Below are 12,198 nucleotides of genomic sequence, written 5' to 3' on the forward strand. Positions count from 1 at the left end.
GTGGGCACCGGTTTTCCGAAAAGATCATGCTCAAACAGAGAGATGGAGCGCGACCGAATGATCGCGCTCCAGGGAACAACAAGGAGCACCGCATGGGCCACATCGATCCGACCAAGGACGTTTTCGCACAGTTCCGGGACAGCGACCGGCCAGGCCCGATCCACATGCTCAATCTGGTCCGGCTGCGCGAGCACGCCGCCTATCCCGACGGCCGCAAAGCGACCGGCGCCGAAGCCTATGCCGCCTATGGCCGCGACAGCGGCCCGGTGTTCGAGCGGCTCGGCGGACGCATCGTCTGGCAGGGAAAGTTCGAGCTGATGCTGATCGGCCCCGAGGCCGAGCGCTGGGACCATTGCTTCATCGCCGAGTATCCCAGCGTCGGCGCCTTCGTCGAGATGATCCGCGATCCCGTCTACCGCGAGGCGGTGAAGCACCGTCAGGCCGCGGTGGAAGATTCGCGGCTGATCCGGCACGCCGTGCTGCCGGTGGGGAAGAATTTCGGCGAGGTGCCGAAGTAGGCTACGCAGGAATCGATTGGACGCGACGATCTCCATCCCCGTCATCCTGAGGTGCGAGCCCTTGCGAGCCTCGAAGGGTGCGCGGCCACAGTCGGGCCGCCGCCCTTCGAGGGCCGCTGAAGAAGCGACCACCTCAGGGTGACGGTGAGAGATTGATTGTGACGAGCCCAAAAAACAAACCGGCGGCCCGTTGAGGCCGCCGATCGTCTGTCAAATCTGCAATCCCACTAGCCCGCCGGACCTGCGTCCTCGAGGATCGGGCCGAACAGCTCCCAGCGCTCGCCGTTGAACTTCATCATCTGCAGCTGCTTGTTGACGCGATAGTCGGTCGCCGACGTGTTGGCCTTGATGCCCGGCAGCGCGATGTCGGTCGTGACATCCTTCATCGATGAAGCCTGCTTCATCACGTTCTCGCGCGTCAGGTCGTCGCCGCACGCCTTCAGCACGGTCACCAGCATCTGCGCGGTGGCGTAGCCGTAGGTGTTAAAGTTCGAGTCCTTGTCGCCATCGGGATAGTACTTGGCCATGAAGTCGAAATAGCGCTTCAGGCCGGCATCGTCCTTCCAGGTCGGATCGAGCGGGTCTTTGCCGTAGTTGACGCTGATCACGCCCTTGGCGGCGTCGAGCCCCGCCGGCTTCATCACCGCGCCGACCGAGGTGGCGTTGATGTCGACGATCTGGACCGGATGCCAGCCGATCTCGGCAATCTTCTTGATCGCCTGCGCCGCCTGCTTCGGCGTCGTGGCCGAGAAGAACAGGTCCGCGCCGGAATCCTTGATCTTGAGGATCTGCGAATCGATGGTCGGATCGGAGACCTCGTAGGACGCTTCCGACACCACCGTGGTCGCGGCCTTGTCGCCGAGCCCGGCCTTGAAGCCGTTCAGGTAGTCCTTGCCGAGGTCGTCATTCTGATAGAGCACGCCGACCTTGGCGTTGGGATATTCTTTCACGATGTACTGGCCGTAGATACGCCCTTCCGTGAAGTAGTTGGGGTTGAAGCCCATCGTCCAGGGGAAGTTCTTCGGATCGGTGAACTTCGAGGCGCCGGTCGCCGCAAACAGTTGCGGCACCTTCTTGCCGTTGAGATATTTCTGCACGGCGGCATTTGACGGCGTGCCGACGATCTGGAACGTCAGCAGCACCTCGTCGCTCTCAACGAGCTTGCGGACCTGCTCGACGGCTTTCGGCGGCGAATAGGCGTCGTCATACTGGATCAAATTGACCTTGCGGCCGTTCACGCCGCCCGCATCGTTGATCATCTTGAAATAGGCCGCCTGGGTCTTGCCGATGCTGGCATAGGCGGAGGCTGGTCCACTGAAAGGGACGGTCTGGCCGATCTTGATCTCGGTGTCGCTGGCGCCGGAATCGTACTTCTTTTGCGCCGAGGCCGCCGTTGTCGACAGCGCGATTGCGAGCGCCGTTGCCGTGACCAGGTGGAAAATCCCGTTCCTCATAATGCTGCGTTCCTCACGTGATTGATGTTGGGCCGATGATCTCGTCCGCGGGTCCAAATTCCCGCAGATCGCCATCGCTTGCGCCGGATACTGGAGGAACCCCTGTTGCAACGCAAGACGAGCGATGCCGAAAAGGTGAGCGATTTCAGTCAACGAAAGTAGGGGGCGGCGCAAAAGGAAAGCGGCGCAGCGGAGGATGCGCCGGCTTTGCCTAACCTCGCCCCGCGTGCGGGGAGAGGTCGCATCGCATCGAAGATGCGATGCGGGTGAGGGGGAGTCTCCGCGAATTCGTCTGTCACCGTCTGTGCGGTAACAGCCCCTCACCCCAACCCTCTAAGAGCGAGCTACGCTCGTCTCGGCCCCGTAAGAACGGGGCGAGGGAGCGCGGTCCCATCGCGGCTCGATCTAACCCGCCGGTCCGGTGTCCTCGATGATCGGGCCGAATAGCTCCCAGCGCTCGCCGTTGAATTTCATCATCTGCATCTGCTTGTTGATGCGATAGTCGTTCGGTCCTGTCGTGATCGACATGCCGGGTAGCGCGAGGCTCGGCACGAACTTCTTCAGGCTGGTCACCTGCTTCATCAGGTTCTCGCGGGTGAGGTCGTCGCCGCACTGCTTGAGCACCTGGATCAGCAGCTCCGCCGTCGAATAGCCGTAGGTGTTGACGGTGTTGAGCTTGTCGCCTTCAGGGTAATATTTGTCCATGAAGGTGAAGTAGGCCTTCAGGCCGGCATCGTCCTTCCACTGCGGATCGGCCGGGTCCTTGCCGTAGTTGGTCGAGATGATGCCCTTGGAGATGTCGAGACCGGCCGGCTTCAGTGTCGCCGATACCGGGCTCGCATTGATGTCGAGGATGTGCACCGGGTTCCAGCCGAGGTCGGCGACCTTGCGGATCGCCTGTGCCGCGAATTTCGGCGTCGACGCATCATAGAGCAGATCGACGCCGGCGGATCTCAGCTTGACGATCTGGGAATCGACCGTGGGGTCGGTCAGTTCGTAGGACACTTCGGCCACGATCATGCTCGCAGCCTTGTCGCCGAGCCCGCCCTTGAGACCTGCGATGTAATCGCGGCCGAGATCGTCGTTCTGGTAGAAGATGCCGATCTTGGCGTTGGGGTAATTGGCCAGGATGTATTTGGCGTAGATGCGTCCCTCGGACTGGTAGTTCGGATTGTACGAGATGGTCCAGGGCGCTGCCACCGGATCGGAGAAGCGCGACGCCCCGGTGGAGGCGAGCAGCTGCGGCACCTTCTTGGTATTGAGATATTTCTGCACGGCGGCGTTCGATGGCGTGCCGATGATCTGGAAGGTGAACAGCACCTCATCGCTTTCGACCAGCTTGCGCACCTGCTCGACCGCCTTCGGCGGCGAATAGGCGTCGTCATACTGGATCAGGTTCAGCTTGCGGCCGTTGATGCCGCCCTGATCGTTGATCATCTTGAGGTAGGCGGCCTGGGTCTTGCCGATGCCGGCATAGGCCGACGCAGGGCCGGAGAACGGCACGGTCTGGCCGATCTTGATCTCGGTGTCGGTCGCGCCGATGTCGTATTTCTTCTGCGCGGCGGCTGACGTAACGGACAACGCGATGGCAACCGCAGTCGCAGCGAGCAATTGCACGCTTCTCATGTCGTGACCTCCCATGTTGCCGATGATCTTGTCCGCGAGCCGTCGGCCGCCGGATGTCACCGTTGTGAAGATGATGGAGGAACGATGGGGGCATTGCAAGGCAATGCCAGCCGCGCGCAATGTCGCGCTATGCGCCTCTCAAGCCAGCCAGAGCAGGATCAGCGCCAGCGCCGCGGGCGCGGCCTGCACATACAGGATGCGCTTGCTGACGGTCGCAGCGCCGTAGACGCCGGCAATGATGACGCAGAGCAGGAAGAATATCTTGATCTGGAACGCGAAGGCGGGATTGCCGTGGATCAGGCCCCAGATCAGCCCTGCGGCCAGGAAGCCGTTATAGAGCCCCTGATTGGCGGCGAGCACTGCTGACTCGGTGGCCTTCTCGATCGAGTTGCGAAAGGTCTTGAGCCCGAGCGGCTTGGTCCAGAGAAACATCTCCAGGACCAGGAAATAGATGTGCAGTGCGGCCACCACCGCGACCAGGACATTGGCGAGCAAGAGCATGATGCGGTCCCCCAACCGGAATTCGGGTGGACGCTAGCACAGCCGTGGTGAAAAGTGCGATCCACCGATGCTGATTTCCGTGAGATGACGATGGCCGACCGCAAAACGCCTCAAACCTTCAACCTCGATCACTTGCCGACGCCGATCGGCGTGGCGCTCTTGGTGACCGATGACGACGGTGCGTTGCGCGCGCTTGATTGGGACGATTACGAAGGACGAATGCGCGATCTGCTGCGGCTGCAACACGGCGCGGTGACATTGCGGGACGGCCGCGCGCCGCGCGATCTATCGCGCGCGCTCAGCGGTTACTTCAAGGGTGACCTCGATCGGCTCACCGAGATCAGATGGCGCGTTTCCGGCACGCCGTTCCAGCAGAAGGTTTGGCACGCGCTGCCGAAGATTCCTTGCGGCTCCACCATGAGCTACGGCGCATTGGCGGCGAGACTGAAGGCGCCGAACGCGATGCGCGCGGTCGGCCACGCCAACGGCTCCAACCCGATTAGCGTCGTGCTGCCCTGCCACCGCCTGATCGGCGCCAACGGCTCGCTGGTGAAATATGGCGGCGGGCTGGAACGCAAGCGGTGGCTGCTGCGGCACGAGGGGGTGGAGGTTTAGCTCCACCTTCTCCGTCGTCATTCCGGGGCTCGCGAAGCGAGAGCCCGGAATCCATCGCGCCGCTGAACATGTGGGCCAATGGATTCCGGGCTCAGCCCTGCGGGCTGCCCCGGAATGACGGGTGGAGAGAGTGCGAGCCCTCTACGCCGCTGGCTTCGCCGCCTGATCCTCGCTCGACAACAAATGCAGCAGCGCGCTCTTGATCGCGGCCTGCCGGGTTGGGGCGTTGATCTGGGCGCCGAGCAGGTCGGTGACATAGAACACGTCGCGGGCGCGTTCGCCGAAGGTCGCGACATGGGCGGAGGCGATGTTGAGGTTGAGCTTCGAGATCGCCGTGGTGAGCTGGTACAAGAGGCCCGGCCGGTCGAGGCCGGAAACCTCGATCACGGTGTAGCGGTCCGACCACTGGTTGTTGATGATGACCTCGGGCTCGACGAAGAAGGGGCGCGCCTTGCTGCGCACGGTGCGCTTCGCCACCGCATCGGGCAGCCGCAGCTTGCCTTCCAGCACGTCCTCGATCATCTCGCCGATCCGGGTCGCGCGGCGGCCCTCGTCCTCGTCGCGGTCGTATTCGCGCGAAATCGAGATGGTATCGAGTGCGCGGCCGTCGGTCGTGGTGTAGATCTGCGCGTCGACGATGTTGGCGCCGGCGGACGCACAGGCGCCGGCGATGATCGACAACAGCCAGGGATGGTCGGTTGCGAGGATCGTCAGCTCGGTGACGCCGCGCATTTCGTCGAAGCCGACATTGATCGCGAGCTTATGCGCGGCCTGCTCGCTGGCGCGGATGAAGCGCGCCTGGCGGATCTTGCGCGGCAGCTCGACCTTGAGCCAGTAGGCCGGATAGTGCCGGCCGATATAGGCGTTGAGCTCGGCTTCCGGCCATTCGGTGAAGGCCTGACGGAATTCGGCCTGCGCCACCGCGATGCGCTGGGCGCGGTTCACCTCCGAGAAGCCGCCGGTCAGCACTGGCTCAGTCTCGTAGTACAGCGTGCGCAAGAGCTGCGCCTTCCAGCCGTTCCAGACGCCGGGGCCGACGCCTCTGATATCGGCGGTTGTCAGGATGGTCAGCAGCTTCATCTGCTCGACCGACTGCACCACGGCAGCGAAATTCTCGATCGTCTTGCGGTCCGACAGGTCGCGCGACTGCGCCACCGTCGACATCGTCAAGTGATCCTCGATCAGCCAGGCCACGAGTTCAGTGTCGGCGGCGGAGAAGCCGAGCCGCGGACACAGCCGTCGCGCCACCTTGGCGCCGGCGATCGAGTGATCCTCGGGGCGGCCCTTGGCGATGTCGTGCAACAGCGTCGCGATGTAGATCACTGGGCGGTGCTCGGGGCGGATCTTGCGGAACAGGTCGCTCGCGACCACGAACTCGTCGCTGTTGCCGCGCTCGATCTCCTGCAGGAAGCCGATGCAGCGGATCAGATGCTCGTCCACCGTGTAGTGGTGGTACATGTTGAACTGCATCATCGACACGATCTTGCCGAAGGCGCGGATGAAATGGCCGAGCACGCCGGTTTCGTTCATCCGCCGCAGCACAATCTCGGCGTTGTCGGAGGTCAGGATCTCCATGAACAGGCGGTTGGCGTTCGCGTCGTCGCGGAGCTGGGTGTTGATCAGCTTCAGCGAGCGCGTCACCGTGCGCATCGCGTCGGGATGGAAGGCGAGGTTGTTCTTCTGTGCGAGGCGGAATATCCGGATCAGGTTGACCGGATCCTGCTTGAAGACGTCGGGCGCGGCGAGGTTGATGCGGTTGTTGTCGACGATGAAGTCGTCGCTCTCGGGCACTCGCCGCCGCTTGGTGCCGCCGGGGCGGAAGCGCGCCACCATGCGGCTCAGCACCGGCGCCGGCTTCTTCTGCTCTTCCTCCAGCCTCGCGCACAAGATCGCGGTGAGATCGCCGACGTCTTTCGCGATCAGGAAGTAGTGCTTCATGAAGCGCTCGACGTCCTGCATGCCGGGATGCGAGGTGTAGCCGAGACGAATCGCGATCTCGCGCTGCATGTCGAACGACAGTCGCTCCTCCGCGCGTCCGGCGAGGAAGTGCAGGTTGCAGCGGACCGACCACAGGAAATCGGCGCAGCGGCGGAAGATGCGATACTCCTGGGCGTCGAACACGCCGCGCTCGAGGAGTTCGTCGGTCTTGCGCACGCGGTAGACGTATTTGGCGATCCAGAACAACGTGTGCAGGTCGCGCAGGCCGCCCTTGCCGTCCTTCACATTCGGCTCGACCAGATAGCGCGACTGGCCGGCGCGACGGTGTCGTTCTTCGCGCTCGGCGAGCTTGGCGGTGACGAATTCGGACGCAGTACCCTGCACGACCTCCTTGTCGAAGCGCCCGACCAGTTCGTCATAGAGCGGCTGATCGCCGGTCAGGAATCTCGTTTCCAGGATCGCGGTGCGGATCGTCATGTCGCCGCGCGCCTGCCGGATCGATTCATCGACCGAACGGGTGGCGTGGCCGACCTTCAGTCCCATGTCCCAGAGGCAGTAGAGGATCGCTTCGGCGACCTGCTCGCCCCAAGCGGTCTGCTTGTAGGGCAGGATAAACAGCAGATCGATGTCGGACTCCGGCGCCATCAGGCCGCGGCCATAGCCGCCGGTCGCGACCACGGCCATGCGCTCGGCGCCCGAGGGGATCGGCGAGTGATAGAGATGCCTGGTGGCCGCCGCGTAGAGGATGCGGATGATCTCGTCCTGCACGAAGCAGAGCCGCTCGGCGCAGCGGCGGCCGTGACGGTCCTTCAAGAGCAGCGCCTGCGCCTTGGCGCGCGCCGCGATCATCTCGGCCTTGAGCAGCTGTGCCATCGCGGCACGGAACTGGTCCTCACGGCCGGAATGCTTCTCGGCGAGGGCATTGAGCGCAGCGGTGATCCGCGCGGTCTCGAAACGATCATCCGCGTAAGGGCGGCTCTCGGCTACGACGCTGTCCATCTTTCAATCCGATAACGGACGGAGCCTTTGCTGTCACGGACCAAAGTATGAGGACAGCAGGCCCATCCTGTTTCAGCGCCGCTTCGAGCAAGAGTGTTCTAGCGCCGCCTCGCAAAGGGTATGCATTTTCTGGTTGACCGCAAGCCTAACTCATTGAAATAAAAGATTGTTTCTTAAGCACCTCAAGGAGATCGACGAATGCAGATATTTTCCCGGCGCGCGTTGGCCGCGCTGCTCGCGGTCTCGGCGTTGTTTCCCGGTGCGGCCTTCGCCGCCGATGCGCTGAAGGAGATCCGGATCGACTGGGCGACCTATAATCCGGTGTCGCTGGTGCTGAAGCAGAAGGGCCTGCTGGAGAAAGAGTTCGCCAAGGACGGCATCAGCATCGTCTGGGTGCAGTCGGCCGGTTCCAACAAGGCGCTCGAATTCCTCAATGCCGGCTCGATCGATTTCGGCTCGACCGCGGGCTCGGCCGCTTTGGTGGCCAAGATCAACGGCAACCCGATCAAGTCGATCTATGTCTATTCGCGCCCCGAATGGACCGCGCTGGTGACATCAAAGGATTCCAAGATCGCCTCGGTCGCCGACCTCAAGGGCAAGCGCGTCGCCGTCACCCGCGGCACCGACCCGCACATCTTCCTGGTCCGCGCGCTGCTCGGCGCCGGCTTGAGCGAGAAGGACATCACGCCGGTGCTGTTGCAGCACGCCGACGGCAAGACCGCGCTGATCCGCGGTGACGTCGACGCCTGGGCCGGCCTCGATCCGATGATGGCACAGGCCGAAGTCGAGGACGGCGCAAAGCTGTTCTATCGCAAGGCCGACGCCAACACCTGGGGCATCCTCAATGTGCGCGAGGAGTTTTTGAAGGATCATCCTGACGTCGTCCGCCGCGTGCTCGCGACCTATGAAGAGGCGCGCAAATATTCGCTGGCGAATTACGACGAACTGAAGAAGACCTTCATCGCGGTGACCAAGTTGCCGGACGCCGTGGTCGACAAGCAGCTCAAGGAGCGCACCGAGCTGACCCACAGCAGGATCGGCAGCCCGCAGCGCGAATCGATCCTCGCCGCCGGCCTCGCGCTGCAGCAGGCCGGCGTCGTCGATGCCAAGGTCGATGTGAAGGCTGTGCTGGATACCCTGATCGACGATCAGGTGCCGCTGCCCACCAACTAACAGCTGTCGTCCCGGACAAGCGAAGCGCGATCCGGGACCCATAACCACAGGGCGTGGTGATGGAGCAAGCTGGGGCCACAGCGTTGTTCAACAATGCAGTCCTGTGGTTATGGGTCCCGGCTTTCGCCGGGACGACGTGGGGATGGAGCGGGCCATCCCCACCTTGCAATCCCGCCCGAGGAGTCGTTTTTGCTATGGCCATGACCGTTGACCTGCCCGCGCTGGAACAGACGGCCGCGCCGCGTGCGGTGTCGGCGCGGTGGCGCCATGCGCGGCCGGCGCTCGGGCTGTTGCTGCCGGTCGCGGTTGCGCTCGGCTGGGAGCTTGTCGTCCATCTCGGTTGGTCCAACGGCCGCCTGGTGCCGCCGCCGTCAAAGATCTTCGCCACCATCGTCGAGCTGGCGCGAACCGGCGAGCTGTCGCGTCACATCCTTGCGACGTTGTGGCGGGTCGGCGCGGGCTTCGCGCTCGGCGTCGTCGCCGGCACCATCCTGGGTGCGATCTCCGGCTATTGGGGCCTGGCGCGGCGGCTGCTCGATCCGACCGTGCAGGCGCTGCGCGCAATTCCCTCGATCGCCTGGGTGCCGCTGTTCATCCTGTGGCTCGGCATCTTCGAGACCTCCAAGGTCGCGCTGATTGCGGTCGGCGTATTCTTCCCGGTCTATCTCGGCGTGATGGGCGCGATCGCATCGGTCGATCGCAAGATCGTCGAGGTCGGCCGCATCTTCCGCCTCTCTGGCCCCGCGATGATCCGCCGCATCCTGCTGCCCGCGGTGCTGCCGGCCTACGTCGTGGCGCTGCGGGTTGGCCTCGGCCTGGGCTGGATGTTCGTGGTCGCCGCCGAATTCATGGGGGCGTCCGAGGGGCTCGGCTACCTCCTGATCGACGGCCAGCAGCTCGGCAAGCCGGCGCAGATCCTCGCCGCGATCGTGATCTTCGCGATCCTCGGCAAGACCACCGACTGGCTGATCGAGATCGCAAGCGCGCCGCTGTTGCGCTGGCAGGATGCGTTCGGCGCGCGAGGAGGGGCCTGATGCTCGCGCTCAAGGATGTCGGCAAAACCTATCCCAACGGCGTCCATGCGCTGGAACGCTTTTCGGCCGAAATCCAGCCGGGCGAGATCCTTGCCATCATCGGCGGCTCCGGTTGCGGCAAGTCGACGCTGCTGCGCGCCATCGCAGGCCTCGATCCCGCCACCACGGGCGCCGTGACGCTCGACGGTGCCGTGATCACCTCACCGCATGCCAAGATCGGCATCGTCTTCCAGGAGCCGCGGCTGTTGCCCTGGCTCAGCGTCGCCGACAATATCGGCTTCGGCCTCGCCGACCTTCCCGCCGATGTCCGGCGCGCGAGGGTCGCTGCCGCGCTGACCCGCGTCGGTCTCGCTGACAAGGCCAATGCCTGGCCACGTGAGCTCTCCGGCGGACAAGCACAGCGGGTCGCGATTGCGCGCGCGCTGGTGCCGCAGCCCGAAGTGCTGCTGCTCGACGAGCCGTTCTCCGCGCTCGACGCCTTCACGCGACGCGACCTGCAGGACCATCTGCTCGATCTCTGGGCCGACACCCGGCCGACCCTGATCCTGGTCACCCATGACGTCGATGAGGCCGTGGTGCTGGCCGATCGCGTGCTGGTGATGCGGCCGCGGCCGGGCCGGCTGTTCGAGGCGATCACCATCAATCTGGCGCGGCCGCGCGACCGCAATTCCGAGCTGTTCGACACCTTCAAGCGCCGCGTGCTGACCGCGCTCGACCGTTCGCTGGACCGTTCCGTGCGCGACGTCACGGACAAATCCAGCGCCGGCGAGGCGATGTGGTGGTGACATCGGCCCCATAAGGCCTTACATCGGCGGATAACAAGAACAGCCGGGAGCAGAACCATGGACTCCGCCGAACTCCGCGCAATGCAGGCCCCGATCAAGGAACGCTACAAGGCCGATCCCTCGGCCGCCGTGATCACGCTGAAAGCCAAGGGCACGATCGACAACGAAAGCCTGTCCTGCAAGGTCGAGACCGGCCGCGCCCTCGCGGTCGCCGGCCTCCACCCCGCCACCGGCGGTTCCGGGCTTGAGCTCTGCTCCGGCGACATGCTGCTGGAGGCGCTGGTCGCCTGCGCCGGCGTCACGCTGAAATCGGTCGCGACCGCCGTCGAGGTGCCGCTGAAGACCGGTAAGGTCTTCGCCGAGGGCGATTTGGATTTCCGCGGCACGCTCGGCGTCGACAAGGAGGCGCCGGTCGGCTTCGCCGAGATTCGGCTGCGCTTCGAGGTCGGCACCGACGCGCCGCAGGACAAGCTCGATCTGCTGCTGAAACTCACCGAGCGCTATTGCGTGGTCTATCAGACCATCAAGAACGGCCCGAAGGTGTCGGTGTCGATGAAGCGGGTGTAGCTCGTCGCCCCGGCGAAGGCCGGGGCCCCGGCGTGAGCGCAATTGCGCTCATCGCCATCGCCGTGCCTCATCGTTTGAAACTCCAATATTCGACGTCTTTCGTTCCCCACGAACAGTCGTGGTTATGGGTCCCGGCCTTCGCCGGGACAACTCAAGACATGCCCCCCGAACTCCATTTCCTCCTCACGCTTGTGCTGCGAATGGCCATCACGGCCGCGTTCGTGGTCAGCGCCTCCATCATCACGGAGCGCTCGGGACCGGTGATCGGTGCGCTGGTCGCAACATTGCCGATCTCGGCGGGGCCCTCCTATACCTTCCTCGCGCTCGACCATGACGCGGCCTTCATCGCCGCCGGCGCGCTGGCGAGCCTGCCGGTCAACGCGGCGACGATTCTGATGGGCCTCGTCTATGCGGTGCTGGCGCAGCGCTTCAGCATGTGGATCAGCGCCGGCACGGCGATTGCGGTGTGGCTGGTGCTGGCCACCATCATGCGCCAGTTCGAATGGACGCTGGCCGGCGGCCTGATCGTCAACATCATCACCTTCGCGGCCTGCGTTCCGCTGCTCAAGCCCTATCAGCACGTCGCCAGGATGCCGCTGATCACGCGGCGCTGGTACGACATCCCGCTCCGCGCCGCGCTGGTCGCGACCCTGGTTGCAACCGTGGTCACGACGTCGGGCTGGGTCGGTCCGCGTGTCACCGGCGTGATGGCGCTGTTTCCGATCGTGTTCTCCTCGATGATGCTGATCCTGCACCCGCGCATCGGAGGGCAGGCGACCGCCGCCGTGCTCGCCAACAGCGCCTGGGGCCTGCTGGGTTTCGGGCTAGGTGTCGCGGTGCTGCATATCGCCGTGCTGCAATTCGGTTCGGCGATCGGGCTCAGCATCGCGCTCGCCACCTGCATCGCCTGGAATCTGACGCTGTGGTGGAATGGACGACGGAAGCGGGTGGCATGAACCTAACCCCCGTCATTGCGAGGAGCGTAGCG

The 12,198-nt window shown here is 64.2% G+C and carries 11 protein-coding genes; 7 read left to right on the plus strand and 4 right to left on the minus strand.

The features are described 5' to 3' along the window. Positions 1-92 precede the first annotated feature (92 nt). Positions 93-518 (plus strand): DUF1330 domain-containing protein, encoded by a 426-nt coding sequence (locus UP09_RS01615; protein ID WP_044536265.1) that lies wholly within the window; start codon positions 93-95, stop codon positions 516-518. 227 nt (positions 519-745) lie between these two features. Here UP09_RS01615 and UP09_RS01620 read toward each other — a convergent pair whose 3' ends face one another. The 3 genes from UP09_RS01620 to UP09_RS01630 all read right to left on the minus strand — a co-directional run bounded on the left by UP09_RS01620 (position 746) and on the right by UP09_RS01630 (position 4,099). Further along, positions 746-1,972, minus strand: a complete 1,227-nt coding sequence (locus tag UP09_RS01620; RefSeq protein ID WP_044536266.1) for an ABC transporter substrate-binding protein — start codon at positions 1,970-1,972, stop codon at positions 746-748. A gap of 405 nt (positions 1,973-2,377) precedes the next feature. After that, a complete protein-coding gene (locus tag UP09_RS01625) occupies positions 2,378-3,598 on the minus strand; it encodes an ABC transporter substrate-binding protein (protein ID WP_044536397.1) in 1,221 nt (406 codons plus the stop codon). Positions 3,599-3,736: 138 nt separating this feature from the next. Beyond that, the gene (locus tag UP09_RS01630) at positions 3,737-4,099 is read right to left on the minus strand and encodes a DUF1304 domain-containing protein (RefSeq protein ID WP_044536267.1); all 363 of its coding nucleotides are present in this window, start codon (positions 4,097-4,099) and stop codon (positions 3,737-3,739) included. 90 nt (positions 4,100-4,189) lie between these two features. Here UP09_RS01630 and UP09_RS01635 point away from each other — a divergent pair, with 90 nt between their 5' ends. Beyond that, the gene (locus UP09_RS01635) at positions 4,190-4,714 is read left to right on the plus strand and encodes a methylated-DNA--[protein]-cysteine S-methyltransferase (protein ID WP_197082581.1); all 525 of its coding nucleotides are present in this window, start codon (positions 4,190-4,192) and stop codon (positions 4,712-4,714) included. Between the two features lie 141 nt (positions 4,715-4,855). On the opposite strand, the gene UP09_RS01640 is transcribed toward UP09_RS01635, so the two are convergent. After that, on the minus strand, positions 4,856-7,651 hold the full coding sequence (locus UP09_RS01640; protein ID WP_044536269.1) for a [protein-PII] uridylyltransferase: 2,796 nt from the start codon (positions 7,649-7,651) through the stop codon (positions 4,856-4,858). A gap of 198 nt (positions 7,652-7,849) precedes the next feature. Here UP09_RS01640 and UP09_RS01645 point away from each other — a divergent pair, with 198 nt between their 5' ends. From UP09_RS01645 to UP09_RS01665, 5 genes are all read left to right on the plus strand, one after another. After that, entirely contained in the window at positions 7,850-8,824 is a 975-nt protein-coding gene (locus UP09_RS01645) for an aliphatic sulfonate ABC transporter substrate-binding protein (RefSeq protein WP_044536270.1), read from the plus strand. A gap of 200 nt (positions 8,825-9,024) precedes the next feature. Continuing rightward, positions 9,025-9,858, plus strand: a complete 834-nt coding sequence (locus tag UP09_RS01650) for an ABC transporter permease (RefSeq protein WP_044536398.1) — start codon at positions 9,025-9,027, stop codon at positions 9,856-9,858. Beyond that, positions 9,858-10,643: an ABC transporter ATP-binding protein gene (locus UP09_RS01655; RefSeq protein WP_044536271.1), complete on the plus strand. Its 786-nt coding sequence runs from the start codon at positions 9,858-9,860 to the stop codon at positions 10,641-10,643. Before UP09_RS01650 ends, UP09_RS01655 begins: the two co-directional genes overlap by 1 nt. 57 nt (positions 10,644-10,700) lie before the next feature. Continuing rightward, positions 10,701-11,210, plus strand: coding sequence for an OsmC family protein (locus UP09_RS01660; protein ID WP_044536272.1), 510 nt, complete (start codon positions 10,701-10,703; stop codon positions 11,208-11,210). A 158-nt stretch (positions 11,211-11,368) separates the two neighbouring features. After that, positions 11,369-12,166, plus strand: a complete 798-nt coding sequence (locus tag UP09_RS01665) for a hypothetical protein (RefSeq protein ID WP_044536273.1) — start codon at positions 11,369-11,371, stop codon at positions 12,164-12,166. The last annotated feature ends 32 nt before the right edge of the window (positions 12,167-12,198 follow it).

It is taken from the genome of Bradyrhizobium sp. LTSP885, from assembly GCF_000938305.1.
GTDB lineage: Bacteria > Pseudomonadota > Alphaproteobacteria > Rhizobiales > Xanthobacteraceae > Bradyrhizobium.

Excerpts from the sequence above, each read along its gene's own strand:
- UP09_RS01615 (WP_044536265.1), top strand. The coding sequence starts at position 93 with ATGGGCCACATCGATCCGACCAAGGACGTTTTCGCACAGTTCCGGGAC.
- UP09_RS01620 (WP_044536266.1), bottom strand. The coding sequence starts at position 1,972 with ATGAGGAACGGGATTTTCCACCTGGTCACGGCAACGGCGCTCGCAATC.
- UP09_RS01625 (WP_044536397.1), bottom strand. The coding sequence starts at position 3,598 with ATGAGAAGCGTGCAATTGCTCGCTGCGACTGCGGTTGCCATCGCGTTG.
- UP09_RS01630 (WP_044536267.1), bottom strand. The coding sequence starts at position 4,099 with ATGCTCTTGCTCGCCAATGTCCTGGTCGCGGTGGTGGCCGCACTGCAC.
- UP09_RS01635 (WP_197082581.1), top strand. The coding sequence starts at position 4,190 with ATGGCCGACCGCAAAACGCCTCAAACCTTCAACCTCGATCACTTGCCG.
- UP09_RS01640 (WP_044536269.1), bottom strand. The coding sequence starts at position 7,651 with ATGGACAGCGTCGTAGCCGAGAGCCGCCCTTACGCGGATGATCGTTTC.
- UP09_RS01645 (WP_044536270.1), top strand. The coding sequence starts at position 7,850 with ATGCAGATATTTTCCCGGCGCGCGTTGGCCGCGCTGCTCGCGGTCTCG.
- UP09_RS01650 (WP_044536398.1), top strand. The coding sequence starts at position 9,025 with ATGACCGTTGACCTGCCCGCGCTGGAACAGACGGCCGCGCCGCGTGCG.
- UP09_RS01655 (WP_044536271.1), top strand. The coding sequence starts at position 9,858 with ATGCTCGCGCTCAAGGATGTCGGCAAAACCTATCCCAACGGCGTCCAT.
- UP09_RS01660 (WP_044536272.1), top strand. The coding sequence starts at position 10,701 with ATGGACTCCGCCGAACTCCGCGCAATGCAGGCCCCGATCAAGGAACGC.
- UP09_RS01665 (WP_044536273.1), top strand. The coding sequence starts at position 11,369 with ATGCCCCCCGAACTCCATTTCCTCCTCACGCTTGTGCTGCGAATGGCC.